Raw genomic sequence first — 26,959 nt, forward strand, 5'->3', positions numbered from 1 at the left:
CATGTCGAGCTGTACATCCGTGGCCTCGGGGACCGCGGGTTGATGGACTCCTCGGTCAACACGATGATGCACGCCGTGCGAGGCTTCTTCCGGTTCGCTCACATCGACGGGCTGATCGCTGCCGACCCGGCCGTCTACGCGCGGCTGCCGAAGGTCCACCGCGACGAGTCCCGCACCCAGGGCCTGGACCGGCTCGAGCTGATCCGATTCCTCCAAGTGGCTCAGACGATCACCGTGTATCACGGCGCGCTCGCGTACCTGCTGGGCATCAACGCGCTGCGCGCCTCCGAGGCGGCAGCGGTCCGGATCGAGGACTATGCCGACACGCTGCGCGGCCACCGGGTCCTGCACCTGGTCGGCAAGGGCAACAAGCCGGCCACCATGCCGCTGACCGTCCCGGTGCTCAGGGTCCTGGAGGCATGCAGGGGCCAGCGCACCACCGGGCCGCTGGTGCTGCGACCGGTCTCCGGCAAGCCGATCGACCGACGCGACGTCTACCGGATGGTCGCCCGCATCGCGAAGGCCGCGCAGATCCCCCGGCACATCAGCCCGCACTCGCTGCGGCACGCCGCGATCACCAACGCCCTCGACGCCGGCGTCCCCCTGCGCGACGCGCAGATTCTTGCCCGCCACGCCGACCCCCGCACGACCGAACACTACGACCGCGCCCGGGGCAACCTCGACCGACACGGCGTCCACTTCCTGACCGCCTACGTCGCCGGCGTGTGAGATCGCGTGGCCCGCGCGGCGTGGCCGACGCGGCGGAGGCAACGGTCATGAGTCGGCCGCGCCGTATCTGCGTGCCACAGGGCCGGGGCATGCGCGCCTGCGTGACGGTCCTGCCAAGCCAGGGCCAACACGTCTTGCCCCCAGCGCCTCTAAGCGCCACAATTGTGTACATGACAGTTGAACCGCTCCGCGACGTCCGCAACCATTTCAGCGACGTCATCGACCGCGTCGAGCATGAGCACGAGCGGGTCACAGTCACGCGCAATGGACGCCCGGTTGCCGTCATCCTCAGCCCGGACGACCTGGCGCAGCTGGAGGAGACCCTGTCGGTGCTCAGCGACCCCGAAGCCCTCGCCGACATCCGTGAGGCCGATGCGGCATACGCGACCGGTGACGTTGTTCGCGGGGTCGAGGCCGTGCGCGGCCTGCGCTCGTGAGCGAAGAACCGTGCGAACTGGTCCTGGCCCCTCCCGCCGTCCGAGCCGTGCGCTCAGGACTGCCCGAGGCCGTTGCGGCGGCGGTCATAGAGTTCCTCACCGGCGCACTGATCCAGAACCCGCACCGCGTCGGCAAGCCATTGCGTGGGGAGCTCGCGGGTATCCACTCTGCCCGGCGCGGCACCTATCGCGTCCTGTATCGAATCAACGAGATCCAAGGCGAAGTGGTGGTTCTGCGCATCGACCACCGACGAGACGCTTACCGACGCGGATAACCGCGTCTATTCGTCGCGTCTGGGCATTCTAGAGCCGTCAGCAGGTTCGAGGGGGACAGGGAGTCGGGAGCGACGGTCCGTCGGCCTCTTGAGAGGTCCACTTCGGCATGACGACCCCAGGGGCCCATCCGCGACAATGTGCCACAAAAGTGCCACATCATCGTCGATAAGCCGCTGGAGCTCGTGGGCGCAGCCCGTTGATCTGCGGAAACGTGGGTGGGGCAGCAGGGGCTTGAACCCTGGACCGACGGATTATGAGTCCGCTGCTCTAACCGGCTGAGCTACTGCCCCGGACCCTCGTGTGTCACCGAAGGTGCTGCGAAGTCTAACGACCGCGGAGGCCTGCACCGACTCCGCCCAGACCCTTCGTGCCGGGGCGAGCGGCCGGAAGAAGCATGTCACTTCATGAATCCATTGAATGACACTAAAATGCGGCGGTGACCAGATCGAACTCACCCCGCACAGCTCGTGATCTCTCGGGGCCCCACCCGGGCAGTGCTCTCGCGCTCGGTCTGCGGCAGAACCTTGCACAGTTCACGCTCCTGGTGGTCGTCAACGCGCTCGTCGGGGGCATGCTCGGCCAGGAGCGCACGGTCCTGCCTCTGTTGGCCGAGCGGGAGTTCGGCATCACTGCCTACACGGCCGGGCTGAGCTTCATCCTCGTCTTCGGTCTGGCCAAGGCCGTGACCAACTACTTCGCGGGCACCCTGTCCGACCGTCACGGCCGCAAACCGGTCCTGCTGGCCGGCTGGCTCGTCGCCCTCCCGGTCCCGGTCCTGCTCATCTGGGCCCCGTCGTGGGGCTGGGTCATCCTCGCCAACCTCCTCCTGGGGATCAGCCAAGGCCTCACCTGGTCGACCACGGTCATCATGAAGATCGACCTGGTCGGTCCCGCGCGACGTGGCCTGGCGATGGGGCTCAACGAGGCCGCCGGCTACGGAGCGGTGGCGGCCACCGCTCTCGTGACGGGTTACCTGGCCGAGGCCTACGGCCTGCGTCCGGCGCCCTTCCTCCTCGGCCTGGCCTTTGCGGCCCTGGGTCTCGGCCTGTCCGGCGGCGCCGTCACGGAGACCCGTGAGCACGCCCGCCTGGAAGCCGCTGGTCACGTGGCCCGCGCGGATGGTCGCCACGACCACCTCCACGAGGGCCTCAACAACCGCGAGGTGCTCGTGCAGACGAGCTTCCGCGAGCCGGCGCTGTCGTCCGCCAGCCAGGCAGGCCTGGTCAACAACCTGAACGACGGCTTGGCCTGGGGGCTCTTCCCCGTCCTCTTCGCCGGCGCTGGACTCTCGGTGAGCCGCATCGGCATCCTCGCGGCCGTCTATCCAGCGGTCTGGGGTGCCGGGCAGCTGGTCACCGGGGCCCTGTCCGACCGGTGGGGGCGAAAGTGGATGATCGCCACCGGCATGTGGCTCCAAGCGGTCGCGCTCGCGGTCATTGCCGTGGCGGATGCCTTCGTTGCCTGGGCCGGGGCCGCTGCCCTCCTCGGCGCCGGCACCGCGATGGTGTACCCGACCCTGCTGGCCTCGATCGGCGACGTGGCGCATCCCGCCTGGCGGGCCCGCGCGGTCGGTGTGTACCGACTGTGGCGGGACGGCGGCTTCGCGGTCGGTGCGCTCCTGGCCGGGGTCGTCGCGGATGCACTGGGCGTGCGCGCAGCTGTCTGGGCGGTCGCGGCGCTGACGGCAGCGTCGGGACTCGTCGTCGCGGTCCGCATGTACGAGACCCACCATCGGCCCGCACCGGCTGTCGGAGAGGCTGGGACCAGTGGCTGACCGCACCGCCAAGGACGCCCTCTTCGGCGAGTTCGCCGCGGTGGGAAAGACTCTCGGCCACCCCAAGCGCCTCGAGCTGGTGGACCTGCTCGCGCAGGGTCCGCGCAGCGTCGACGACCTGGCTCGTGCTGCCGGGCTCGGTGTCAGCTCCTGCTCCGCACATCTCCAGATTCTCCGTGAGGCGGGTCTGCTCACCGCGACCCGGCAGCACAAGCACGTCTTCTACGCGCTCGCCGGCACGGACGTGGCCGCCCTGTGGGTCCTGCTGCGCCGCGTCGCCGAGGAGCACCGGCCACACACCGAGCCGGCTCGTCGCGCCTACCTCGGGCCGGAGGACACCGTCGCCGTCGACACCGACGAGTTGATCGCCCTCCTCGAGAGCGACGATGTCGTCCTGATCGATGTCCGGCCCGAGAGTGAGTACGCCGCGGGACATCTCCAAGGGGCGATCCACCTTCCACTCGAGGAGCTCGACGAGCGGCTCGGAGAGATCCCGACCGGCAAGGAGGTCGTCGCCTACTGCCGGGGAAGGTACTGCGTCCTGGCCTACGACGCCGTGCGCCTGCTCAGCGCGCGAGGCATCGCGGCGCGCCGCGCCGCTGACGGAGTCCTCGAGTGGCGAGTCGCAGCCCACCCGAGTCTCACGGACTGACGCCGTTCACCCCCCGGGCCACCCGGCTCGTCCCGCGTCCTAGGCTCAGCCCACAGTCGTCAGTCGAAGGAGAGTCATGAGCGAGGGCATCCGCGTCGCAGCGGTCGAAGACGTCGAGCCGGGGGAGGCGCTCGTCCTGCCACAGGAGCTGACGGGAACCGAGCAGCCCATCTCGCTCTTCCGCGACGACGACGGGACCTACTACGCACTCGACGACACGTGCTCGCACGAGGACGCTTCGCTGGCTGAGGGATGGGTCGAGGCGGGAGAGGTGGAGTGCCCCCTCCACGCCACCCGGTTCTGCCTCAGCACCGGTGAGCCGATGTGCCTGCCCGCCACCAGGCCCGTCGCGACCCATCGCCTCGAGGTGCGCGACGGTGACGTGTACCTGTATCCCGGGACTCCTCACACGGCGTGAGCCGGGCAGGCCTTCGCCACGCCGGCGTGAGAAGGCAGGTCTCATTGCTGGTGCCCGTGAGGCTGGTGGTGCACAATGGTCAGGTGCTCACGCGAGTGAGCTGAGCGGCATACAACTTCAATCTGTTCCGGCAGCACGAGCTGACTGCCACGCGCGAGGTCGTTGGGGAAGACGTCCCTTGCACGTGAGGAGGTCAGGATGTCTGTCGTGATGCCGCGCACCCCGCGCCAGTTGACGCGCGGAGTGGTGTTCATCCACGGTGCCCCGACGGCGCTGTGCCCCCACATCACGTGGGCCGTCGAGGCCGTCCTCGACCAGCGGGTGTCCCTCGAGTGGATCCCGCAACCCATCCTGCCCCGCACGGTTCGCACGGAGCTGTCCTGGACGGGCGCGGTGGGCACGGGAGCCGAGTTGGCCAGTGCCCTCCGCGGCTGGGACGGTCTGCGTTACGAGGTGACCGAGGACCCGACCTCCGTGTCCGACGGGTCCCGGTGGTCGTACACGCCGAGCCTCGGCATCCACCACGCGATGACGAGCGTGACCGGTGACGTGGTCGTGCAGGAGGACCACCTGCGCGATGCCCTCCTGCGCAGCCGTGGGGACGCCACTGCTCTCCAGGACGAGATGGACCTCCTCCTCGGGGTGCCGTGGGACGACGAGCTGGAGCCCTTCCGCTATGCGGGCGACGGTGCCCCCGTGAGGTGGTTGCACAAGGTCGGCTGACGACCGTCCGGCCGCGCCCGTCTCCAGCGCTGGCCGGCTCCGAGGGCCCGGACGGTTCGTGCGTCCGGGCCCTCCCCGCGCCTGTGGAAAACCGTTGTCAGGCAAAGCTGTCGACGTGGCACGCTTGGCAAACGCGGCCGACATCTGGTTGGCAGCCCTCCGTTCGCCCGAAAGGCCGGTCATGACACACGGTGTGACCTCACCAGCGAAGCGCCCCCCGCGCAACGCCATCGAGGACCGTCCGCGCCGCGTGGAGCCGAGCCCTGTGGGCCTTCGCCGTCACGCCCACCGGCCAGCTGGCTGCGAGCCCCGCCGCTCCTGAGGCACCGCACCACTGGCGGGCACGCCACCCGACCTCGGACGGCGCCGCGCCGTGTCCGGGCCGACGGGCCGGGCGCTGCGGTGCACCGACCCGTCCCGAGTGCCGGGCCGCTCACCCGCCCCCCAAGCCTCCCGCCGCCCAACCCCCCTGAACCGGAGAGGAGCTCATCGCATGACCCGGAGCCGCTTCACCCCCACGAGCCGGACCCTCCCGGCTGACCACGCTCCCTGCACCATCGAGGACCCCGAGCTCTTCTGGCCGGCGACCGAGTCGGAAGCCGGTCGCGCCAAGGCGGTGTGCGGCGGGTGCCCCATCGCGCGTCGGTGCCTCACCACCGCGCAGGAGCGAGGCGAGTGGGGGGTCTGGGGCGGTGAGCTCCTGGCGCGAGGCCGGGCGAGCACGGACCTGCCCGGCAAGGGCCGCCAGCCGTCGCGGACTCCCCAGAGCGCCTGACGGCGCCCCACCACCCGACCGTATGCCGCTGGGCGGGCTCGCGGGCCGAGTCCACCCAGCGGGTCGTCAGGTCACCCAACGGCGCCTCGCCCGCACACGAGGCCCGACATCACTGAGAGGATCACCACGATGCACACCTTCCCGGTCACCCTGCCCGGAGCGACCGCGTCAACGCTGATGTGGGCCGACCCCGACGAGGTCGAGCCGGCCGCGCAGCAGCAGCTGCGCACCATCAGTGCGCTCCCGTGGGTGCACGGCCTGCGGGTCATGCCTGATGTGCACCTCGGCATGGGGGCCACGGTCGGCTCGGTCATCGCCATGCGCGACGCCGTGTCCCCGGCTGCAGTCGGTGTCGACATCGGCTGCGGCATGACGGCGGTCCGCACCAGCCTCACGGCCGCAGACCTGCCCGACGACCTCGGGCCGCTGCGGGCATCCGTCGAGGGGGTGCTGCCCGTCGGTTGGGCGGCACACGACGGCTCCGCGCCGATCCTCGACCGGGACCAGGGGCTGGCGACACGGGTGAGCACGCTCTTCGAGCGGTTCGGCGACCTCCGGGCTCCCGGAATCGCTGAACGGCAGGGGCGCGCACGAGCGCAGTGTGGGTCGCTCGGGTCGGGGAACCACTTCTGGGAGCTCTGCGAGGGCGACGACGGCAGGGTGTGGCTCATGCTGCACTCAGGGTCGCGCAACATCGGCAAGGAGCTGGCCGAGCGGCACATCGCCACGGCCAAGACGCTCGAGCACAACCTCGGCCTGCCCGACCGAGACCTCGCTGTCTTCCTCGCCGCCACCGAGGAGATGTCCGCCTACCTCCACGACCTCTACTGGGCCCAGGAGTACGCGCTGCTCAACCGTGAGGTGATGATGGCAAGCACTCGGGAGGTGGTGGTTCAGCACTTCCCCCACGCCACGTTCGACACGCCCGTGCGGTGCCATCACAACTACGTCTCCGCGGAGTGCTATGACGGCGTCGACGTGATCGTCACCCGCAAGGGCGCGATCCGGGCGGGCAGAGGCGACCTCGGGCTCATCCCCGGCTCGATGGGCACCGGGTCCTACGTCGTCCGCGGCCTCGGCAACGAGGCGTCCTTCAACTCGGCGAGCCACGGTGCCGGACGCCGGATGTCGCGGAACGCGGCCAAGCGGCGGTTCACCGTCGAGGACCTGGTCGAGCAGACCGCAGGAGTCGAGTGCCGCAAGGACGCTGGAGTGCTCGACGAGATCCCGGGCGCCTACAAGGACCTCGAGTCGGTGATCGCGGCCCAGACCACCGGACCGAGCCCCCTCGTCGAGGTCGTCGCGCGCCTGACGACCCTGCTCTGCGTGAAGGGCTGAGCCGGGCGTTCAGATGCCGCTGGGCTGGGACCGCGCCAGCGCGCGGACCCAGCCCAGCGGCATACGGTCTGGTGTCGTTGCGTCGTCAGACGCTCTTGATGGCGAGCGCGACGTTGTGGCCGCCGAAGCCGAAGGAGTTGTTGAGTGCGGCGACGTCGCCCTCCGGGAGCGCCAAGGGCTCACCGGTGACGACGTTGAGCGGGATCTCGGGGTCCTGGTTGTCGAGGTTGATCGTCGCCGGCACCGTGCGGTGGTGGATGGCGAGGATCGTCAGGACGGCCTCCAGCGCCCCGGCAGCCCCGAGGAGGTGACCGGTCATCGACTTCGTCGCGGTGACGGCGATGTTGTCCGTGTGGTCGCCGAAGGCACGCTTGATCGCGTTGTACTCGGCCACGTCACCGACCGGCGTCGACGTCGCGTGCGCGTTGATGTGGAGGATGTCGCTGAGCGACAGGTCCGCCTGCTCGACGGCCTGGGCCATCGCACGGGAGGCGCCGGAGCCGTTGGGCTCGGGCGCGGTGATGTGGTGGGCGTCCGCGGAGAGGCCCACACTGGCGAGCTCCGCATAGATCTTCGCGCCACGAGCCCGGGCGTGCTCCTCCGACTCGAGGACGATGACGGCGGCACCCTCGCCGAGCACGAACCCGTCGCGCCCCGTGTCGTAGGGCCTGGACGCCTTCTCCGGCTCGTCGTTGCGCGTCGACAGGGCCTGCATCGCCGCGAACCCGGCGATCGGCATCGCGTGCACGGCAGCCTCGGTGCCTCCGGCGACGACGACGTCGGCGCGACCGGTGCGGATCATGTCGATGGCGTAGCCCATGCTCTCGGCACCGGACGAGCAGGCGCTGACGAGCGTGTGGACGCCGGCGCGGGCCCCCAGCTCGAGCGAGACCGCGGCCGACGGGCCGTTGGGCATGAGCATCGGGACGGCAAGGGGGTAGACGCGGCGCGGGCCCTTCTCACGCAGGGTGTCCCACTGGTCGAGGAGGGTCCAGACACCGCCGATGCCCGAACCGATGACCGTGCCGATCCGCTCCGGCTCGAGGTCGGGGGAGCCGGCGTCGGCCCAGGCCTCGCGGGCGGCGATGAGGGCGTACTGGCTGGAGGGGTCGAGGCGCCGCGTCTCGACCTTGGCGAGCACCTCCTCCGGCTTCGTGGCGATCATCGCGGCGAAGGTCACAGGCAGCTCGTACTTGGCCACCCAGTCGAAGTCCATCGTGCGGGCTCCAGAGCGCCCGGCGAGGACGGCTTCCCACGTCTCGCGGGCGGTGCCGCCCACGGGCGTCGTGGCGCCCAGGCCGGTGACGACGATGCGTCGGTCAGTGGACGTCATGGTGAGGTGCTCCTCGTCAGGTGAAGTGCGTTTGGCGTGCGTTCCGGTGGAGGTCGTATGCCGCTGGGCTGGGTCCCTGCCCTGCGGCGGGACCCAGCCGGGCGGCGCTGTGGGCGCTTGGGGGCGGGCCGGTCTCGACCCGGGTGCTCCCGGGGTGGCTCAGCCCTGGGCGTTCGCGATGTAGGTGACGGCGTCGCGGACCGTCTTGAGGTTCTTGACCTCGCTGTCGGGGATGCGGACCCCGAACTTCTCCTCGGCGTTGACGACGATCGTCATCATCGAGAGGGAGTCGATGTCGAGGTCCTCCGTGAAGGACTTGTCCATCTCGACGGAAGCCGTGTCGAGGCCGGTCTCCTCGTTGACGATCTCGGCGAGACCCTCGAGGATCTCCTGCTCGGACTGAGCCATTGTCTGCTCCTTTGGTGGTCACCAGGTTGGTGGTCATCTGTCGGTCACTTGCACTGTCGGTCACGCATGGCGGGCGTTCGGGCGAAACACCAGAGCCCCACCGTGGCCCCGAGTACCCGTCGGGACAAGCGGGAAACGAGGATCGTCCTAGGGCAGGACGATGACTTGCGCGGCGTAGACGAGGCCTGCACCGAAGCCGATCTGCAGGGCGAGGCCGCCGCTCGGGATCTCACCCTCGGCGAGCATCCGGGTGGTGGCGATCGGAATGCTCGCCGCGGAGGTGTTGGCCGTCGTGACGATGTCGCGGGCCACCGGGATGTCCGGCGGCAGCTTGAGCTGCTTGACCATGGCATCGACGATGCGGATGTTGGCCTGGTGCGGGATGAAGGCGTCGAGGTCGTCGGCCTTGATGCCGGCGCGGTCGATCGCCTGCTGGGCAACCGGAGCCATGCCCCAGACCGCCCAGCGGAAGACGCTCTGACCGGCCATGGTGAGGCTCGGCCAGCCCTTGGCCGTGACGCCCTCGATGGCCTCGGGGGAGCGCGCCGCCTCCGCGCCGCCGTCGCCGAGCAGCTCGCGCACCTCGAGCCACGAGTGGCGGTTGCTGATCACGTCGCGCTGGGTGCCGTCGGAGCCCCACACGGTGGGGCCGATCCCGGGGGTCTCGGAGGGGCCGATGACGCAGGCGCCGGCGCCGTCACCGAAGATGAACGCGGTGCCGCGGTCGTAGGGGTCGGTGAAGTCGCTCAGCTTCTCGACACCGATGACGAGGACGTAGTCGGCGGAGCCGGCCTTGACCATGTCGCTGGCGGTCGCGACGCCGTAGCAGTAGCCGGCGCAGGCGGCGGAGATGTCCATCGCGGGGGCGGTCGAGCCCAGGCGGGCCGCGAGCTCCGGGGCCGCGGCCGGAGTCTGGTAGGGGTGGGTCACGGTCGCCATGAGGACGAAGCCGAGCTGGTCGGGGCTGATCCCGGCGTGCTCCAGCGCCTGTCGGGCCGCGTGCTCCGCCATGTCGATGACACTCTCGTCCTCGGCCGCGAAGTGCCGGCTGACGATGCCGGAGCGCTCCCGGATCCACTCGTCGCTCGAGTCGATCTTGTCGACGATCTCGGCGTTCATCACGACGCGGGCGGGGCGGTAGGCGCCCACCCCGACGACCCTTGAGTGGCGCGGGCTGCCGGAGTCGACGATGGTGCCGGTGCCCTTGGGGGTCGGGACGCTGGGGGTTGCAGTCACGGGTTCAGCCTTACTCGTCGATACGTGCGGGGGAGGGGGCGGGCTCAGCCGCTGCGGGTGTCGCGCTCGCGCCGTGCTCGGAGATCATCCGCTGCGCGGCCGGCAGGTCATCGGGCGTCTTGAGCGCCAGGGTCTCGACGCCCTTCATCGCGCGCTTGGCCAGTCCGACGAGCGTCCCCGCGGGGGGCAGCTCAATCATGCCGGTGACGCCCAGGTCGAGCATTGTCTGCATGCACAGGTCCCAGCGCACCGGGTTGCTGACCTGTCGCACCAGCCGGTCGAGGACCTCACGACCCTCCGTCACCGCCTGGCCGTCGGCGTTGGAGAGCAGGGTCACCGCCGGCGCGGTGGTGGCCATGGTGGCGGCGAGCGCGTCGAGCACATCCACGGCTGGAGCCATGTGGCGGGTGTGGAAGGCGCCGGCCACCTGCAGGGGGATGACGCGAGCCCTGGCCGGCGGGTCGGCGGTGAGGGCGTCGATCTGCTCCAGGGTCCCGGCGGCGACGGTCTGCCCGGCGCCGTTGACGTTGGCCGGGGTGAGGCCGTGTCGGTCGAGCACGGCGAGGACCTCGTCGGGATCACCGCCGAGGACTGCTGCCATCCCTGTCGGAGTCACGGCGCTGGCCGCTGCCATGGCGCGGCCGCGCTCACGGACGAAGACGACGGCGTCGTCGGCGTCGAGGACCCCGGCGGCCGCGGCGGCGGTGATCTCACCGACCGAGTGGCCGGCCAGAAGGCCCACACCCGTCAGCGTGCTCGTTGCCGCGCCGAGCAGCGGGGGAAGCGACACCAGACCTGCGCCGACGATGAGCGGCTGGGCGATGGCCGTGTCCTTGATCGTCTCGGCGTCCGAGGTGGTGCCGTGGGTGACCAGGTCGATGCCGGTGGCGTCGGAGAGCCGCCCGAGCTGGTCCCGCACCCCGTCGAGCTCGAGCCAGGGAGCGAGGAAGCCGGGGGTCTGGGAGCCCTGTCCTGGGCAGACGATCGCAAGCACGTTCTCAGCCTCCCTGATGTTGCGTGGTGATGCCCACTCCGAATGTCACATAGACGAGGGGACACGTTTGGAGGTTACCTCCAATGGGGGCCGGATGCTGGCGCGGGCCGAGCGCTCCGCGTCAGCGAGCCGGCCGAGAGCCAGCGCGACCCGCGCCGCCCATGCATTGCGCGGACGCGTGAGGTCGAACCCCGTCAGGTCGTCGATCCGGCCGAGCCGGTAGCGGACGGTGTTGGGGTGGACGAAGAGCGCCCGTGCGGTCGACTCGAGTGAGCCTCCCGTCTCCAGGTAGGCCTCGGCCGTGGCGAGCAGGGGGCTCTGTCCCGACCGGCTCAGGGGTCGGTGGATCCGGTCGATGAGCAGCCGCTGGGCGGGGACGTCCCCGGCCAGCGCTCGCTCGGGGAGCAGCGCCTGGGACTCGACGATGCGCGGGGCCGCCGGCCACGCCGGCGCGGCGGACAAGCCACTCAGTGCAGCGCGCGCAGAGCGGCCCGCCGCGAAGAGGTGGGGGACGGTGGGGCCGACGACGATCGGTCCGCTGCCGAACGACTCCGCGACGGCGTTGACGACCGCGAGCGGGTCCTCCGTGCCTCCGACGATGGCGATGAGCCGCGACCGCTGCACGATTGCCAGGGCCTCCACTCCTTGGTGTCGCACGGCGCGCCGGAGCGCGTCGACGGCTGCGGCGGCGCCACCCTTCACCGTCGGCGTGGTGCCGACGACGAAGGTGACATGGGCGATGTCACCCCAGCCGAGGGCGGAGGCCCGTGACTGCATGGAGTCGTCCGCCTCGCCGCGCAGGACCGCGTCGACGACGAGCGCCTCGAGCCGCGCATCCCAGGCACCGCGCGCCTCGGCGGCACCGGCATAGACCTCGGCTGCCGCGAAGGCGATCTCCCGGCTGAAACGCAGGACCGACTCGCGGAGGAGCTGCTCGTCACCGGGGCCGGCCAGGCTCTCCACGTGCGACTCGACGACGTCGACGACCGTGCGCGCGAGGTCGAGCGTCTGGCGCAGGCTGACAGTCCGGGTGAGCTCCTGTGGAGCCGCGGCGAAGATCGACAGGGCCGATGGGGTGCTGTCCTCGTGGGCCCTGAACCAGGCGATGAACTGCGAGATCCCGGTCTGGGCGACGAGGCCCACCTGGGAGCGCTCGGCAGCCGGGAGGTCGCGGTACCAGGCGAGGTTCTCCTCCATCCGGCGCACGGCGAGCGTGGCGAGCTCGCCCGCGCTGCGATCGACCGCACGCGAGGTCTCGCTGCTCGGTCGGCGTGGCTCCCTGGCACTCACGAGGTCCAGCCTACGGCTGGGCTCGGCGCCCACGGAGGGCGCTTTGTATGTCGGACACAAAGCAGTCCCGGCTGCGGTCTGGTGCAGCCGGGCTGGTGCACCCGCGCCGGGTCAGTCGGTCCCGAACTCCATGGCGGCGCGGTCGAGGGCATCGTCGGCCGCGTCGACGTCGGCGGCGGCCGGGTTCGCGGAGATGGCTGCCGCCCCGCCGGGGGCCAGCTCGCCGACGAGCTCTGCGTTCCGAGCACCGAGCAGGCCCTGGGTCGCATAGAGCTCGAGCTTGGCGCGGGAGTCGGCGATGTCGAGGTTGCGCATGGTCAGCTGGCCGATCCGGTCGACCGGGCCGAAGGCCGCGTCCTCGGTGCGCTCCATCGAGAGCTTCTCGGGGTGGTAGCTGAACGCGGGACCGCTCGTGTTGACCACCGACCAGTCGTCCCCGCGTCGCAGCCGGACGGTCACCTCGCCCGTGACGGCGGAGGCCACCCAGCGCTGGATCGACTCGCGGATCATCAGGCTCTGCGGGTCGAGCCAGCGCCCCTCGTAGAGGAGTCGCCCCAGCCGGCGCCCCTCGGCGTGGTAGTTGGCGATGGTGTCCTCGTTGTGGATCGCGTTGAGCAGCCGCTCGTAGGTCAGGTGGAGCAGGGCCATCGCGGGAGCCTCGTAGATGCCGCGAGACTTGGCCTCGATGATGCGGTTCTCGATCTGGTCGCTCATCCCGAGTCCGTGGCGGCCGCCGATGAGGTTCGCCTCGTTGACGAGGGCGACCGGGTCGGTGTGCTCGACGCCGTTGATCGCGACCGGCCGCCCGGCCTCCCACCGGACGGTGACGTCCTCGGTGTCGATGGTGACGGCAGGGTCCCAGAACCGCACGCCCATGATCGGCTCGACGATCTCCATCGACTCGTCGAGGAACTCGAGGGTCTTGGCCTCATGGGTCGCCCCCCAGATGTTGGCGTCGGTCGAGTAGGCCTTCTCGGCGCTCGCCCGGTAGGGCAGGTCACGTTCGCTCAGCCACTCGGACATCTCCTGGCGTCCGCCGAGCTCGCTGACGAAGTCCGCGTCGAGCCACGGCTTGTAGATCCGCAGCTCGGGGTTCGCCAGGAGGCCGTAGCGGTAGAACCGCTCGATGTCGTTGCCCTTGAAGGTCGATCCGTCGCCCCAGATGGAGACACCGTCGGCGTGCATGGCACGGACGAGCAGGGTGCCGGTGACGACCCGGCCCAGGGGAGTGGTGTTGAAGTAGGTCTTGCCACCGCTGCGGATGTGGAACGCGCCGCACGCGATGGCCGACAGGCCCTCCTCGACGAGGGCCGTCCTGCAGTCGACGAGGCGGGAGATCTCGGCGCCGTACTGACCGGCGCGGCCCGGGACGGAGCCGATGTCGGGCTCGTCGTACTGGCCGAGGTCGGCGGTGTAGGTGCAGGGGATCGCACCCTTCTCCCGCATCCAGGCGACAGCCACCGAGGTGTCGAGACCACCGGAGAAGGCGATCCCGACTCGTTCACCGACAGGGAGAGACGTCAGGACTTTGGACACGACTGCAAGTATATGCATAGCCACGCATAGTTATCCACCGGCCGTGTGCCTGGACGGCGGGGGACCGCGGTGGCTGGGTGATCACGTCGGCGCGCGAGCCGACCCAGCGGCATACGGCGCCGTATGCCGCTGGGCCCGCTTCCGCAGGGAAGCGGGCCCAGCGAGGTGGCGGGTGCTACGACTCGCCGCCGGCGTTGCCCGAGGTTCCCGCCGTGACGTCGTCGAGCCGGTAGCGCTCGGCTGCCTGGCGCGGTGCCTCAGCCGGGACCTTCCCCTCGTCGGCGAGGAGCTGGAGGGCTCGAACCGCGATCGAGGGACCGTCGATGTGGAAGTACCGCCGGGCGGCGCGCCGGGTGTCGGAGAAGCCGAAACCGTCGGCGCCGAGGCTGGCGTAGGTGCCCGGGACCCACTCGCGGATCTGGTCCTGCACCGCCCGCATGTAGTCCGAGACGGCGATGACGGGGCCTTCGGCATCCTTGAGGCACGCGGTCACCCAGGGGACGCGCGGCTCCTCGTCGGGACGCAGGAACCGCTGCTCGTCCGCGGCGAGGCCGTCACGACGCAGCTCGTTCCACGAGGTGACCGACCACACGTCGGCCGCCACGCCCCAGTCGTCGGCGAGCAGCTGCTGCGCCTCGAGCGCCCACGGCACGCCGACGCCAGAGGCGAGGAGCTGGGTGCGTGCGGGTGTGTGCTGCCACCCCTCGGTCCGGGCCGGCGCCAGCTTGTACATGCCCTTGAGGAGCCCCTCGACGTCGAGGTTCTCGGGCTGCTGGGGCTGGACGATCGGCTCGTTGTAGACCGTCAGGTAGTAGATGAGGTTGGCCGCGTCGCCGGACTGCCCCTCGCCATACATGCGGCGCAGGCCGTCCTGCACGATGTGCGCGATCTCGTACCCGTAGGCAGGGTCGTAGTGCACGACGGCAGGGTTGGTGGACGCCAGGAGCGGGCTGTGCCCGTCGGCGTGCTGCAGGCCCTCGCCGGTCAGCGTGGTGCGCCCCGCCGTCGCGCCGATGAGGAACCCCCGGGTCATCTGGTCCGCGGCGGCCCAGAGGCCGTCGCCGGTGCGCTGGAAGCCGAACATCGAGTAGAAGACGTAGACCGGGATCATCGCCTCCCCGTGCGTCGCATAGGAGGAGCCCGCGGCGGTGAAAGCCGCGACGGAACCGCCCTCGTTGATGCCGAGGTGCAGGATCTGGCCCTGCTCGTTCTCGCGGTAGGCGAGCATCAGCTCCGCGTCGACCGGGGTGTAGTTCTGGCCGTTGGGGTTGTAGATCTTGATCGTCGGGAAGAAGGCGTCCATGCCGAAGGTGCGCGCCTCGTCGGGGATGATCGGCACGATCCGCTTGCCGAACTCCTTGTCCCGCAACAGGTCCTTGAGCAGGCGGACGAACGCCATCGTGGTGGCGACCTCCTGCTTGCCCGATCCCTTCTTCACCTGGGCGTACGCCTCGTCGCCCGGCAGCTTGATCGGCTCGAAGGCGACGCGACGGCGAGGCATCGTGCCGCCGAGCTTGCTCCGCCGCTCGATCGAGTACTTCACCACCGGGTGGTCGGCGCCGGGGTGGTAGTAGGGCGGCTGGTAGGGGTCGGCCTCGAGCTGCTCGTCGCTGATCGGGATCCGGAGGGAGTCCCGGAAGGCCTTGAGGTCCTCCAGCGTCATCTTCTTCATCTGGTGGGTGGCGTTGCGGCCGGCGAAGTGCGAGCCGAGGCCGTAGCCCTTGATCGTCTTGGCGAGGATCACGGTCGGCTGTCCGGTGTGCTCCATGGCCGCCTTGTAGGCCGCGTAGACCTTGCGGTAGTCGTGGCCACCGCGCTTGAGGTTCCACCAGATCTGGTCGTCGGTCCAGTTGTCGACCATCTTGAGGGTGCGCGGGTCCCGGCCGAAGAAGTGGTCGCGGACGTACTTGCCGTCGTTGGCCCGGAAGGTCTGGTAGTCGCCGTCGCTCGTCTGGTTCATGATGTGCACGAGCGCGCCGTCACGGTCAGCGGCGAGCAGCGGGTCCCAGCCACGGCCCCAGACGACCTTGATGACGTTCCAGCCGGCCCCCCGGAAGAACGCCTCGAGCTCCTGGATGATCTTGCCGTTGCCGCGCACGGGGCCGTCGAGCCGCTGCAGGTTGCAGTTGATGACGAAGGTGAGGTTGTCGAGCTCCTCGTTGGCCGCGATCTGGAGCACGCCGCGCGACTCGGGCTCGTCCATCTCGCCGTCGCCGAGGAAGGCCCAGACATGCTGCTGGCTCGTGTCCTTGATGCCACGGTTGTGGAGGTACTTGTTGAACTGGGCCTGATAGACGGCGTTCATCGGGCCGAGGCCCATCGACACGGTGGGGAACTCCCAGTAGTCGGGGAGCAGTCGAGGGTGGGGATAGGAGGGGACGGCGGCGATCGTGCCGTCGACGATGTGGCTCTTCTCCTGGCGGAAGCCGTCCAGGTCCGTCTCGGACAGCTGGCCCTCGAGGAAGGACCGGGCGTACATGCCGGGGGAGGCGTGGCCCTGGAAGAAGACCTGGTCGCCGCCGCCCGGGTGGTCCTTGCCGCGGAAGAAGTGGTTGAACCCGACCTCGTAGAGGGTGGCCGCCGAGGCATACGTCGAGATGTGACCACCGACGCCGATGTCTGGACGCTGCGCGCGGTGGACCATGATCGCGGCGTTCCAGCGGATGTAGCGACGAAACTCGCGCTCGACCTCCTCGTCACCGGGGAACCACGGCTCACGCTCCGGTGGGATCGTGTTGATGTAGTCGGTGGCGGTGAGGGAGGGCACTCCGACCTGCTTCGCCCGCGCCCGCTCGATGAGCTTGAGCATCACGTAACGCGCCCGCGTCCGGCCCTTCTCGTCCAGGACGGCGTCAAGGGACTCGAGCCACTCCTGGGTCTCCTCGGGGTCGATGTCAGGGAGCTGACTGGGAATTCCGTTGAGGATGGGGCCGGCCTCGGCTGCCACGTTCGTGGATCCTTTCTCGTCGCCACGCGTCGCGGCCGGTTGACCGCGGCGCCGCTCCACCCATACTCCCCCAAAGCGTGGTGGTCGTCACACCCGGGTCATTCCCCGGGACAGGCACGCGACTGGTAGCCGACGGCCACCCCGGGAGGTCCGGGACCCACCCCGGACCGGGGGCCGATCGGAGGCCGAGCCACGCCGTCTCGAGCGAAGGCCGCCGTGGGACACCGGTTGCGCGGTAGCGTCGGACCGGGTCCACTAGGTCAGACTGGTGCAGGCCCACGATCCTCGCCCCTGACGAAAGGAACGGTGACAGTGAGCACGACCGCGGGAGCGGCGTCTCTCGCCAAGCTCGGATTCGCCCCCGGGCAGATCATTCAGGAGTTCGGATATGACGATGATGTCGATGACGACCTGCGGTTCGCCATCGAGGACGTCATCGGCAGCGACTTGGAGGACGAGGACTTCAACGACGGGTCAGACGGCGTCGTCGTCTGGTACCGCGACGGGGACGACGATCTCGTCGACCTGCTCGTCGACGCCCTCGCGAAGCTGTTCGACGCCGGCTTCGTCGTGCTGTTCACCCCCAAGGCCGGTCGACCGGGACACGTCCAGGCCAGCGAGGTCGAGGAGGCAGCCTCCACGGCTGGCCTGACCACCGGAGGGCAGGTCAACGTGGCGTCGGAGTGGACGGGTGCGCGGCTGATGCCGCCCAAGGGCCCCCGCCGCTGACCGGAGCCGCCCCAGCGGCTGGCACACTTGCGGGCATGACGACGCCCGCCCCTTCGACGTCAGCGCCCAGCGCCGCCCCCCGTGTCGGCCAGTCCGCCCCCGACTTCACCCTCGTCGACCAGCACGGCGTCGACGTCTCGCTCTCGTCGGTGCGGGGGAGGAAGCTCGCCGCGGTGGTGTTCTACCCCTTCGCCTTCTCCGGGATCTGCACGGGAGAGCTCCGCGAGATCCGCGACCGTCTCGAGGACTTCCAGGACGGCGACATCCAGGTCTTCACGATCTCGTGTGACTCGATGTACTCCCTGCGGGCCTGGGCCGACATCGAGGGCCACTTCTTCCCCCTGCTCAGCGACCACTGGCCGCACGGTGAGGTGACGCGTCGCTACGGCGTCTTCAACGAGGAGCAGGGCGCGCCGTTGCGAGCCACCTTCCTGCTCGACCGCGAGGGGCGAGTGGCGTGGCGTGAGATCAACGGCCCCGGAGAGGGCCGCGACTTCGTCGCGTACCGGGCCGCGTTGGCCGAGCTTCGGGGAGCATCCGCCTGAGGCGACCGAGTCGGGCACACCCCTCGGTCCTGGCGTCGGGCCTCGCCGTCCGGAGTCAGTGCGAGGCATCGACCCCGAGGTACGCCTCGACGATCTTCGGGTCGGCCAGCAGGTCGGCGGCACGCCCCGAGTGCACGACCTCTCCGGTCTGCAGCACGTAGCCGTGGTCGGCTGCACGGAGCGCGCGTCTGGCGTTCTGCTCGACGAGGACGATCGTCGTGCCAGTGGCGCGGATCTCCTCGATGACCCGGAACACCTCGTCAACGACCTTGGGCGCCAGGCCCATCGACGGCTCGTCCATGAGGAGGACCTTGGGCCGGGCCACGAGCGCACGGGCGATGGCGAGCATCTGCTGCTCGCCCCCGGAGAGCGAACCTGCGGACATCCTCCGCCGGTCACCGAGCACGGGGAAGCGCGCGTAGGTCTCGTCCAAGGCGGACGCGGACGCCCCTCCCACGTGCCAGCCACCGAGGTGGAGGTTCTCCTCGATCGTCAGGGTGCCGAGGATCTGGCGCCCCTCCGGAACCTGGACGATGCCCTCGCCGACGAGGCGGTGGGACGGAGTCCGCGTGATGTCCTTGCCCTCGAAGGTGATCCGGCCGGACCTGGGGCGAAGCAGCCCCGATATGGCATTGATGATGGACGACTTTCCGGCCCCGTTGGCGCCCACCAGGGTGACGAGGGTGCCGGGGTCGACGGAGAAGGAGACGCCGCGAACCGCTTCGACCCGTCCATAGGCGACATGGAGGTCCTCGACGAGAAGCACTGGGCTCGCTCCGCTCGGCGGGGTCTGGGTCACGGCTGGCTCCGCTCGGTGCGGTCGGTGGGGCGGGTGTCAGTCTCGGCCGAGCCGAGGTAGGCCTCGATCACCGTGGGGTTCGCCGCGATCTCGTCGGGCGTGCCCGTCGCGATGACCTTGCCGAAGTTGAGGACGACGATGCGGTCACACGTGCTGAGCACCATGCCGACGTTGTGCTCGATGAGCAGGATGGTCAGGCCGTCGGCGGCCAGGGAGCTGATCAGCGTGGAGAGCCGGTTGGCCTCGACGTGGTTCATGCCGGCGGCGGGCTCGTCGAGAATGAGCAGGCTCGGCTCGGATGCCAATGCTCTGGCGATCTCGAGCCGGCGCTGGTCGCCGTAGGACAGGGAGGACGCGCGACTGCCCGCGAGGTCGGCGAGCCCGACCCGCTCGAGGCAGCGGGCGGCGTGGTCCAGTGCGGCGACCTCGTCTCGGCGCGCCGATGGGAGCCACAGGAGCCTGCGCAGGAAGGTGGGTCGGCTGACGAGGTGACCGCCGACGAGGACGTTCTCGAGTGCGGACAGCCGGTTGAACAGCTTGGAGTGTTGGAACGTCCGGCTGACGCCGGCCTGCGCGAGCCGGTGGACCGGGACTCGCCCGACCCGCGTGCCGAGCACCGTGGCGTGTCCGGAGGTGGGAGCGATGAGTCCGCTGACCATGTTGACGAGCGTCGTCTTGCCGGCGCCGTTGGGACCGATGAGCCCGACGACTTCGCCGCTGCGCAGCTCGAGGTCGACCTTCTCCACGGCATGGACGCCGCCGTACTCCTTGCTCAGTCCCTCGAGCGAGGCGATCAGCTCGCCGGGGCCGGGGTGGGACCGGGTTCGCAGGCCCTGCTCACCCGAGGCCGGGCGCTTCCTGGGCAGGCGGACCCGGCGGCGCACGAGGCTGGCCAGACCGCCCGGGAGGAAGAGGATGATGACGAGCAGGAGCGTGCTGGCGACGAAGGGCCGGATCCAGCCTGCCTCGACCCCGAGGGCGCGCTGGATCTCTGGGATCAGCGTCTGGAAGCCGCTGCCGAGGAGCGGCCCGATGAACATCGTCGAGCCGCCGACCACGGCGGTGACGAGTCCGTCGATGGCGGCGGTGAAGCCGAAGTCCTCGGGTGCGATGAGTCGCACGTAGTAGGCCCAGAGGACTCCGTAGAGACCGGCGACGGCCCCAGCCGTGATGAACGCCGAGAGTCGGTGCCGGCCGACGTCGATGCCCATGGCCCGAGCCGCCAGCTCGTCCTCGCGGATGGCCTCCAGGGCCCGTCCGTAGCGGGAACGGCCCATCCGGGCGAACCAGTAGGCCACGAGCGCGAGGACGACCCAGGCCATCCCGGGGGTCAGCACCTTCGGCACCGACATGCCCTGGGCGCCACCGGTCCACTCCTGGTTGAGGATGAGGATGCGCACGGCCTCGGCGAAGGCGAGTGTCGCGATCGCCAGGAAGACGCCCCGAAGGTGCATCGTCGGCAGGCCGAGGACGACGGCCGCCACGGAGCCCACCACCATGCCGATGACGATCGCGAGGAGGAGGGCCGGGATCTCCCCGATCTCGCTCGGCCTGGGGGTCAGCGAGGCAGCGGTGAAGGCGGCGAGGGAGGCGAACCCGGCCTGGCCGAGGCTCAGCTGGCCGGCGACGAGGACGGCGTAGAACGAGTACGCGAAGATCGCACCCAGGGCGACGAAGGTGAGGGTGGCGTCGGTCAGCATCAGACCTCCCGAACCTTCCGCGTGCCGAAGAGCCCCTGCGGTCGGATGAGGAGGATGACGAAGAGCAGGCCGAAGGCGATGAGGTCGCGCCACGAGGAGCCGATGTACTGGACGGCGAAGACCTCGGCCAGCCCGAGCGCGAGCCCGCCGATCAGGGCGCCGGGAAGTGAGCCCATCCCGCCGACGATGATGACGGCCAGTCCCTTGAGCTCGATCGCTGCACCCATGCCGAGCTGGGCCGAGTTGACGTTCATCGCGAAGAGGGCACCGGCGACGGCGCCGAGTGCCGATGAGATGGCGAAGGTGACGGCGGTGACCCTGTCGACGTTGACGCCGAGGACCCTTGCGGCCGTTGGGTTCTCGGCGATGGCGCGCATCGCGCGGCCGAGGCGGGAGCGGGCGACGAGCCAGGTGAGCCCCACCATGAGGACGATGGAGATGAGCAGGATCGCCACCTGGAGCACGGTCACCGACACCCCGGCGAGCTGGATGGGCGTCTCGGGGAAGGAACCCGCGGGGAAGCGTCGCGTGTCGGGCCCGTAGCGCCACTGCAGCAGCGCGATGAACATGCCCGCCAGGGCGATCGACGAGATGAGGCCAGCGAAGTGGGCGTCCGGCCGGTTCTTCAGCGGCCGGAAGGCAACGCGTTCGATGAGGAGCCCGAGCACCGCCCCGAGGACGAGCACGATGGCCAACGCCACCCAGACGGAGAGGCCGCCCTCGGCGACGAGCTCGATGCCGACGAAGGCCGACACGGCGAAGACCGAGGGATGGGCGAGGTTCAGGCGGTCGAGGATGCCGAAGACGAGGGTGAAGCCGATGGCGAAGAGCGCGTAGATCGATCCGATGAACACGCCGTTGAGGAGCTGCTGCATGGAGGTCCTTCTGGTCCGGTGGCGCGAGAGGGGCCGGGCTGGGGCGGCTCGGAGGGAGCGGCCCCAGCCCGGTCACGGTCACTCGAGGACGGTGAACTTGCCGCCCTCGACGACCTGGACCACCGCGGCGTGCTCGGCGTCGCGGTTCGCGTTGATGCTCAGGTCACCGAGCACGGTGGGGACGTTGCTGATCTTGGACAAGCCGTCCTTGATCGCGTCGCGCTCGCCCGAGCAGCTCGACCGGACGGCGTGGTCGATGAGCATCAGGCCGGTGTAGGCCTGGGCGGCGAACTGGTCGGGCGCCGCGTTGAACTTCGTCTGGAAGTCCTTGAGGAAAGCGGCGTTGAGCTCGTTCTCCGATGCGGAGTTCCAGGCAGCGCCCACGACGACACCTTCGGCGGCTTCGCCGGCGTCGGCCATGAGCTTCGGGTTGTTGAAGCCGTTGCCGCCGATGATCGGGACGTCGATGCCGAGCTCGCGGGCCTGGGTGACGAGGGGAATGGCTGCCTCGATGAGCCCCGAGACGACGAGCGCGTCGGGGTTCTGGCCCTTGGCCTGGGTCAGCAGCGCCCGGAAGTCGGTGTCGGCCTTGGAGAAGGTGATGGTCTCGAGGACCTGGACGCCCTCGGCCTTGAGCGCCTCGTCGAAGACCTTGAAGCCCGACTCGGTGAAGGCGTCGTCGTTGCTGTACATGACGACGACCTTCGACAGGTTGAACTTGGCCTTGGCCTGCTTGACGGTCTGCGGGATGACCTGGGCCTCGGTGAGCGAGTCGCGGAAGATGTAGTCCTTGTCTGGGGCCGTGATGCCGCTCGCGGTGTTGGAGATGGCGAGGACGGGCACCTTGCCTTCCTGCGCGATCGGCTGGGCCTGGAAGGCCGTGTTGGACAGGGTCGGGCCGATGATGACGCTCTTGCCGCCGGTGACGAAGCCCTCGAACACCGTGATGCCCTGGCGCGGGTCGGTCTGGTCGTCCTCGATCTTCAGGTCGTACTTGACGCCACTCTTGGCGTTGAGCTGCTCGACAGCGAGCTGGAGACCCTTCTGCTGGGAGGTGCCGTAGCTGCCGGCCGGGCCGGTGAGGCTGAGGGCGGCGCCGACGGGGACGGCCTGCGAGATCGTGCAGGAGTCGCCGGACCCCTGGCCCTTGAGCCCGCCGCCGGCCGCGCCGGTCTGTCCACCGTCACCGCCGTCACCGCCGTCGCCGTTGCCGCCGCACGCGGCGAGGGCGAGCGCCGCCGTGGCAGCCACGGCGATGCTGAAGAGCTTGGTAGGCATGGTTCCTCCTGTGTGCGACGTTGCCGCCGGCCGGGGCTGGCCGGCGTGCTTCATGGGGTGGTGGCCCGGGACGGGGAGCCCGTTCCGGGGATGATCGCGTGCTCCGGGGTCAGCTCGTCGAGCGAGCTGACCCCGAGGAGCCGCATGGTGCGGGTGACCTGGTCGCCCAGGATGGCCAGGGCTCGGTCGACGCCGGGCTCACCGCCGGCCATGAGGCCGTAGAGGTAGGCGCGCCCGACGAGGCAGCCGCTCGCACCGTTGGCCACCGCCGCGACGATGTCGGCGCCGTCCATGATTCCGGTGTCGAGCAGGACCTCGGTCCGGCTCCCGACGGCGCGGACGATCTCCGGCAGGACCTGGAGCGGCGTGACCGCGCGGTCGAGCTGGCGCCCGCCGTGGTTGGACACGACGATGCCGTCGACGCCGAGATCGGCGACCGAGACGGCGTCGTCCGGGTTCTGGATGCCCTTGACGATGATCCGCCCGGGCCACTGGTCGCGGGTCCAGGCGAGATCGGCGGTCGACGCGGACGGGTCGAACATCCGGTCGACCAGGTCGGCCACGGTCCCGCCGGAGTGGCTGAGCGAGGCGAACTCGAGTGGCTCCGTCGTGAGCAGGTTGAACCACCACGCCGGATGGATTGACATGTCGGCCAGGGTGCGCAGGGTGAGCGAGGGCGGGATCGTCATCCCGTTGTGGACGTCCCTGATGCGCCGGCCGGCCACGGCGGTGTCCACGGTCAGCACGAGGGCGGTGTAGCCCGCGTCCCGCGCGCGGTGGATCAGCTGGAGTGACGCTTCCCGGTCGCGCCACAGGTAGAGCTGGAACCAGCGCTCTGCGTGGGGTGCGACGGCGGCGACATCCTCGACGGAGACCGTGCCCATGGTCGAGAGCGCGTAGGGGATGCCGGCGCGAGCGGCGGAGCGCGCCACGGCCCGCTCGCCCTCGTGGTGCATCATCCGGGTGAAGCCGGTCGGGGCGAGGACGAACGGCAGGCTGGACCGGCTGCCGACGATGCTGCGCTCGGTGGTCACCTCGCTGACGTCACGCAGCACCCGTGGCCGGAACTCCACCTGGGCGAAGGCGTCGCGGGCGCGGCGCAGGCTGATCTCCTGCTCGGCCGCTCCGTCGACGTAGTCGAAGACCGATCGAGGGGTGCGGCGTCTGGCGATGTCTCTCAGGTCGCCGATCGTGGCAGCGGCGGCCACCCTGCGCTCCGCAGAGGCGATGGCGGGAGGCTCGATCCGGACGAGGGGGCGCAACTCGGACCAACGGGGACGTCGGCGCCGGGTTCTCATGGGGCCTCATCATGCCCTCTGGAGCCGGAGTCTGGGGAGGTCCGCAGATCCCACCTCTGCAACAGTTGCCCCGGGCCGGGCTGGCCGCTCGATGTGGCGGCTCGCGTCCGCGCCAACTCCTGACACAATGGGCCGCCGGGCCAGGATGTGCCACGAGGCGAGTCCGGTCCCGGGGCCTGTAGCTCAGTTGGTAGAGCACCGCGTTTACACCGCGGGTGTCGTCGGTTCGAGACCGGCCGGGCCCACATGAGTGAGCTGACGCTGCGGGAGATCGTCGCTGAGCTGGACGCGCTCTACCCGCAGGAGAGCGCGGCGGAGTGGGACCGCGTCGGGCTCGTGACGGGCGACCCCGACCAGCCCGTGCGCCGGGTCCTCTTCGCGCTCGACCCCACGCTGGCCGTCATCGAGGAGGCTCGCCAGTGGGGCGCCGACCTCATGGTCACGCACCACCCGCTGTTGTTGCGGGGCGTCCACTCGGTCGCGACGACGAGTGCCAAGGGCGCCTCGGTCACCAGCCTCGTCGTCTCCGACATCGCCCTCTACGTGGCCCACACGAACGCCGACGTCGCCGACCCGGGGGTCTCGTCGGTGCTCGCTGATGCGCTCGCGCTGACCTCCCAGCGCCCCCTGACGACCATCGGGCCGTATGCCGCTGGGCGCGTCGGCGAGCTGGGCTCCCCGATGTCCTTGGCGGAGTTCGCCGACGCCGTCGCGGCGGCCCTGCCGCCCACCGCCGGCGGCATCCGGGTCAGCGGTGACCCGGAAGCGACCGTGCGGACGATCGCCGTGATGGGCGGGTCGGGTGACGACCGGTTCGAGGCGGTGCGGGCCAGTGGAGCGGACGTCTACGTCACCGCGGACCTGCGCCACCACCCCGTCCTGGAGGCCAGGGAGGAGGCTCGGGGCGGGACCCCCTACCTCATCGACGCCGGGCACTGGGCGACGGAGTCCCTGTGGCTGACCAGTGTCGAGCGACGGCTGCTGGCCGCGCTGGGGGAGGACCCGGCTGCACCGACTAGGGTCGAGTCGAGAATCTCGTCCATCCGCACCGAGCCGTGGACCTTCGTGGTCGGAGCCAACGCCGCGGTGACCCCTGCGGCCCCATCTGGAGGTGTGTCCTGAAAGCCGATCCGTCCCGCCAGTGGCGCCTGCTCGACCTGCAGGCCATCGACACGCGACTCGACCAGATCGCGCACGCCCGCGCTCACCTGCCACAGGCCGCCGCGATCGTCGCCGCGCGCACCGAGCTGGCCGCCGTCGACACCGAGCTCGTCAACGCGCGCACGGCGGTCGGGGACGTCCAGCGTGAGCTGACGAAGTCGGAGCAGGACGTCCAGCTCGTCCGCGACCGGGCGGCCCGCGACCAGGCCCGGCTCGACTCCGGCCAGGGCAGTGCCAAGGACCTGACGGCGATCCAGCACGAGCTGACCTCGCTCGCCCGGCGCCAGTCCGAGCTCGAGGACCTCGAGATCGAGGTGATGGAGCGTGCCGAGACCCTGTCCAAGCGCGTCACCGACCTCGAGGCGCGACGCGCCGAGGTCGTCGAGCGGCTCGACCGCCTCGAGCAGGAGCAGGGCACGAAGCTCTCCGAGCTCGAGGCCGAGGAGACGAAGGTCGGCTCCGGGCGGGCCGACATCGTGGCCGGGGTGGGGGACGACCTCCTCGGCCTCTACGAGAAGATCCGGACGCAGAGCGGCGGGCTGGCCGCGGCCGAGCTGCGCCACCGCCGCTGCGGAGGGTGCCGGCTCGAGCTCAACAACGTCGACCTCGACCGGATCCGGCGTGCCGCCGAGGACGAGGTCATTCGATGCGAGGAGTGTCGCCGGATCATGATCCGCACCGGCGAGTCGGGGCTGTGACCCGAGGCTCTCGCAGCGGTCCCGGTCGGGACCTCGTCGTCGAGGCCGACGGCGGCTCGCGGGGGAACCCAGGGGTCGCCGGCTACGGTGCGCTCGTCCGGGACCGGGCCTCCGGCGACGTGCTCATCGAGCTCGCCGAGCCGCTCGGCGTGGCGAGCAACAACGTCGCCGAGTACTCCGGTCTGCTCGCCGGCCTGCAGGCCGTCCTCGAGATCGATCCGACGGCGCGGGTGCACGTGCGGATGGACTCGAAGCTCGTCATCGAGCAGATGTCGGGACGGTGGAAGGTCAAGCACGAGGACATGCGCCGGCTCGCCGGGCAGGTTCGCGAGGTGCTCCAGGAGATCGAGGCGGCCGGTGGCAGCGTCGTCTTCGAGTGGATCCCACGCGAGCGAAACAAGGCCGCTGACCTGCTGTCCAACGAGGCGATGGACGGGCACACCGTTCGCCGGACCCCCGGCACGGAGTCCGCGCGAGCCGATGCGGAGGGCTCGCAGGCCCCCGACATCGCGGATGCTCCGGACGCGGCGGATGACGTCGCCGAGCGACAGGACCTGCGACTCCTGCTCGTCCAGATCCCGTCGACGGACGGGGGCGTGCAGCGCGTCGCCGGCGCAGTCCGGCATCTCGCGGGACGCGGCAGCCGGGTCATCGCCGCGCCCGACCCGATGGCCCAGCAGACCGGACGCGCCGTCGCCAAGGCCATCGGGGCGGAGGCCGAGGTGTCCGCCGACTGGACGGCTGACCCCGGGAGGGCTGGGAGCGAGCCGGCGGACGCGGCGAGCTCAGCGGCATACGGCCGGTTGCGGCGAGGCGGTGGCACCGTTGTCGTCGTGACGACGCGACGGGGCGTGCTGACCGTTCTCGCGGAGGTGCTCGGGCTCGACACGGACCGGTTCTGGAGCCTGGCGACTGCGCCGGGAAGCCTGACCGGCGTCGAGGTGTGGGCCGACGGGGCCGCTTCGGTGGCTTTCACCAACCGGACGGACCATCTCGCCTGATGGGCGCTG

The 26,959-nt window shown here is 70.3% G+C and carries 26 protein-coding genes and 2 tRNA genes; 15 read left to right on the forward strand and 13 right to left on the reverse strand.

From position 1 onward, the window contains the following. The 3 genes from ABWV20_RS18040 to ABWV20_RS18050 form a co-directional block, all read left to right on the forward strand. The coding region (locus ABWV20_RS18040; RefSeq protein WP_353357654.1) for a tyrosine-type recombinase/integrase at positions 1–729 on the forward strand (729 nt) is incomplete at its 5' end. Positions 730–899: 170 nt separating this feature from the next. Then, positions 900–1,166 carry a type II toxin-antitoxin system Phd/YefM family antitoxin gene (locus ABWV20_RS18045; RefSeq protein ID WP_013494290.1) on the forward strand — a complete coding sequence of 89 codons (267 nt, stop codon included), beginning with the start codon at positions 900–902 and terminating at the stop codon, positions 1,164–1,166. A 47-nt stretch (positions 1,167–1,213) separates the two neighbouring features. Continuing rightward, positions 1,214–1,441 carry a type II toxin-antitoxin system RelE family toxin gene (locus ABWV20_RS18050; RefSeq protein WP_234424055.1) on the forward strand — a complete coding sequence of 76 codons (228 nt, stop codon included), beginning with the start codon at positions 1,214–1,216 and terminating at the stop codon, positions 1,439–1,441. A 217-nt stretch (positions 1,442–1,658) separates the two neighbouring features. On the opposite strand, the gene ABWV20_RS18055 is transcribed toward ABWV20_RS18050, so the two are convergent. After that, positions 1,659–1,732, reverse strand: a tRNA-Ile gene (locus ABWV20_RS18055). A gap of 221 nt (positions 1,733–1,953) precedes the next feature. Here ABWV20_RS18055 and ABWV20_RS18060 point away from each other — a divergent pair. The 6 genes from ABWV20_RS18060 to ABWV20_RS18085 all read left to right on the forward strand — a co-directional run bounded on the left by ABWV20_RS18060 (position 1,954) and on the right by ABWV20_RS18085 (position 7,122). Beyond that, positions 1,954–3,216, forward strand: a complete 1,263-nt coding sequence (locus ABWV20_RS18060) for an MFS transporter (RefSeq protein WP_353357714.1) — start codon at positions 1,954–1,956, stop codon at positions 3,214–3,216. Then, on the forward strand, positions 3,209–3,868 hold the full coding sequence (locus ABWV20_RS18065; RefSeq protein WP_353357656.1) for an ArsR/SmtB family transcription factor: 660 nt from the start codon (positions 3,209–3,211) through the stop codon (positions 3,866–3,868). The genes ABWV20_RS18060 and ABWV20_RS18065 overlap by 8 nt, the downstream gene beginning before the upstream one ends. 76 nt (positions 3,869–3,944) lie before the next feature. Next, positions 3,945–4,286: a bifunctional 3-phenylpropionate/cinnamic acid dioxygenase ferredoxin subunit gene (locus tag ABWV20_RS18070; protein WP_353357658.1), complete on the forward strand. Its 342-nt coding sequence runs from the start codon at positions 3,945–3,947 to the stop codon at positions 4,284–4,286. 198 nt (positions 4,287–4,484) lie between these two features. Further along, positions 4,485–5,009 carry a DUF3145 domain-containing protein gene (locus tag ABWV20_RS18075; RefSeq protein ID WP_353357660.1) on the forward strand — a complete coding sequence of 175 codons (525 nt, stop codon included), beginning with the start codon at positions 4,485–4,487 and terminating at the stop codon, positions 5,007–5,009. 493 nt (positions 5,010–5,502) lie between these two features. Further along, complete coding sequence (locus tag ABWV20_RS18080; protein WP_353357662.1) at positions 5,503–5,784, forward strand: WhiB family transcriptional regulator; 282 nt, start codon at positions 5,503–5,505, stop codon at positions 5,782–5,784. A gap of 129 nt (positions 5,785–5,913) precedes the next feature. After that, a complete protein-coding gene (locus ABWV20_RS18085; RefSeq protein ID WP_353357664.1) occupies positions 5,914–7,122 on the forward strand; it encodes an RtcB family protein in 1,209 nt (402 codons plus the stop codon). An 85-nt stretch (positions 7,123–7,207) separates the two neighbouring features. Here the strand turns inward: ABWV20_RS18085 and fabF are convergent, their stop codons facing one another. From fabF to aceE, 7 genes are all read right to left on the reverse strand, one after another. Beyond that, positions 7,208–8,455 (reverse strand): beta-ketoacyl-ACP synthase II, encoded by a 1,248-nt coding sequence (gene fabF / locus ABWV20_RS18090; RefSeq protein WP_353357666.1) that lies wholly within the window; start codon positions 8,453–8,455, stop codon positions 7,208–7,210. 159 nt (positions 8,456–8,614) lie between these two features. Continuing rightward, positions 8,615–8,863 carry an acyl carrier protein gene (locus ABWV20_RS18095; RefSeq protein ID WP_353357668.1) on the reverse strand — a complete coding sequence of 83 codons (249 nt, stop codon included), beginning with the start codon at positions 8,861–8,863 and terminating at the stop codon, positions 8,615–8,617. A 147-nt stretch (positions 8,864–9,010) separates the two neighbouring features. Continuing rightward, positions 9,011–9,982, reverse strand: coding sequence for a beta-ketoacyl-ACP synthase III (locus ABWV20_RS18100; protein WP_502901809.1), 972 nt, complete (start codon positions 9,980–9,982; stop codon positions 9,011–9,013). A 127-nt stretch (positions 9,983–10,109) separates the two neighbouring features. Next, positions 10,110–11,093: an ACP S-malonyltransferase gene (locus tag ABWV20_RS18105; protein ID WP_353357672.1), complete on the reverse strand. Its 984-nt coding sequence runs from the start codon at positions 11,091–11,093 to the stop codon at positions 10,110–10,112. A 45-nt stretch (positions 11,094–11,138) separates the two neighbouring features. Continuing rightward, complete coding sequence (locus tag ABWV20_RS18110; protein WP_353357674.1) at positions 11,139–12,383, reverse strand: PucR family transcriptional regulator; 1,245 nt, start codon at positions 12,381–12,383, stop codon at positions 11,139–11,141. Between the two features lie 111 nt (positions 12,384–12,494). Beyond that, positions 12,495–13,919 carry an argininosuccinate synthase gene (gene argG / locus ABWV20_RS18115; protein ID WP_353357676.1) on the reverse strand — a complete coding sequence of 475 codons (1,425 nt, stop codon included), beginning with the start codon at positions 13,917–13,919 and terminating at the stop codon, positions 12,495–12,497. 175 nt (positions 13,920–14,094) lie between these two features. Next, positions 14,095–16,866, reverse strand: a complete 2,772-nt coding sequence (gene aceE, locus ABWV20_RS18120) for a pyruvate dehydrogenase (acetyl-transferring), homodimeric type (protein WP_353357678.1) — start codon at positions 16,864–16,866, stop codon at positions 14,095–14,097. 312 nt (positions 16,867–17,178) lie between these two features. Here aceE and ABWV20_RS18125 point away from each other — a divergent pair, with 312 nt between their 5' ends. Next, positions 17,179–17,595, forward strand: coding sequence for a DUF3052 domain-containing protein (locus ABWV20_RS18125; RefSeq protein WP_353357680.1), 417 nt, complete (start codon positions 17,179–17,181; stop codon positions 17,593–17,595). Positions 17,596–17,630: 35 nt separating this feature from the next. After that, positions 17,631–18,140 (forward strand): peroxiredoxin, encoded by a 510-nt coding sequence (locus ABWV20_RS18130; protein ID WP_353357682.1) that lies wholly within the window; start codon positions 17,631–17,633, stop codon positions 18,138–18,140. Positions 18,141–18,195: 55 nt separating this feature from the next. Here the strand turns inward: ABWV20_RS18130 and ABWV20_RS18135 are convergent, their stop codons facing one another. The 5 genes from ABWV20_RS18135 to ABWV20_RS18155 all read right to left on the reverse strand — a co-directional run bounded on the left by ABWV20_RS18135 (position 18,196) and on the right by ABWV20_RS18155 (position 24,090). Further along, on the reverse strand, positions 18,196–18,939 hold the full coding sequence (locus ABWV20_RS18135) for an ABC transporter ATP-binding protein (RefSeq protein ID WP_353357684.1): 744 nt from the start codon (positions 18,937–18,939) through the stop codon (positions 18,196–18,198). Beyond that, positions 18,936–20,639, reverse strand: a complete 1,704-nt coding sequence (locus ABWV20_RS18140; RefSeq protein ID WP_353357686.1) for a branched-chain amino acid ABC transporter ATP-binding protein/permease — start codon at positions 20,637–20,639, stop codon at positions 18,936–18,938. Before ABWV20_RS18140 ends, ABWV20_RS18135 begins: the two co-directional genes overlap by 4 nt. After that, positions 20,639–21,514, reverse strand: a complete 876-nt coding sequence (locus ABWV20_RS18145) for a branched-chain amino acid ABC transporter permease (protein ID WP_353357688.1) — start codon at positions 21,512–21,514, stop codon at positions 20,639–20,641. The genes ABWV20_RS18140 and ABWV20_RS18145 overlap by 1 nt, the downstream gene beginning before the upstream one ends. A gap of 78 nt (positions 21,515–21,592) precedes the next feature. After that, positions 21,593–22,792, reverse strand: a complete 1,200-nt coding sequence (locus tag ABWV20_RS18150) for an ABC transporter substrate-binding protein (protein ID WP_353357690.1) — start codon at positions 22,790–22,792, stop codon at positions 21,593–21,595. A 50-nt stretch (positions 22,793–22,842) separates the two neighbouring features. Next, positions 22,843–24,090 carry an alpha-hydroxy acid oxidase gene (locus tag ABWV20_RS18155; RefSeq protein WP_353357692.1) on the reverse strand — a complete coding sequence of 416 codons (1,248 nt, stop codon included), beginning with the start codon at positions 24,088–24,090 and terminating at the stop codon, positions 22,843–22,845. 172 nt (positions 24,091–24,262) lie between these two features. Between ABWV20_RS18155 and ABWV20_RS18160 the strand changes: the two genes are divergently transcribed. The 4 genes from ABWV20_RS18160 (at position 24,263) to ABWV20_RS18175 (ending at position 26,950) form a co-directional block, all read left to right on the forward strand. After that, positions 24,263–24,335 (forward strand) — tRNA-Val (locus ABWV20_RS18160). Position 24,336: 1 nt separating this feature from the next. Then, positions 24,337–25,212 (forward strand): Nif3-like dinuclear metal center hexameric protein, encoded by an 876-nt coding sequence (locus ABWV20_RS18165; protein ID WP_353357694.1) that lies wholly within the window; start codon positions 24,337–24,339, stop codon positions 25,210–25,212. Further along, the gene (locus tag ABWV20_RS18170) at positions 25,146–25,949 is read left to right on the forward strand and encodes a zinc ribbon domain-containing protein (RefSeq protein ID WP_353357696.1); all 804 of its coding nucleotides are present in this window, start codon (positions 25,146–25,148) and stop codon (positions 25,947–25,949) included. The genes ABWV20_RS18165 and ABWV20_RS18170 overlap by 67 nt, the downstream gene beginning before the upstream one ends. After that, positions 25,946–26,950, forward strand: a complete 1,005-nt coding sequence (locus tag ABWV20_RS18175; RefSeq protein ID WP_353357698.1) for a reverse transcriptase-like protein — start codon at positions 25,946–25,948, stop codon at positions 26,948–26,950. The genes ABWV20_RS18170 and ABWV20_RS18175 overlap by 4 nt, the downstream gene beginning before the upstream one ends. Positions 26,951–26,959: the final 9 nt, after the last annotated feature.

The organism is Intrasporangium sp. DVR (assembly GCF_040365325.1).
Taxonomy (GTDB): Bacteria; Actinomycetota; Actinomycetes; order Actinomycetales; family Dermatophilaceae; genus Intrasporangium.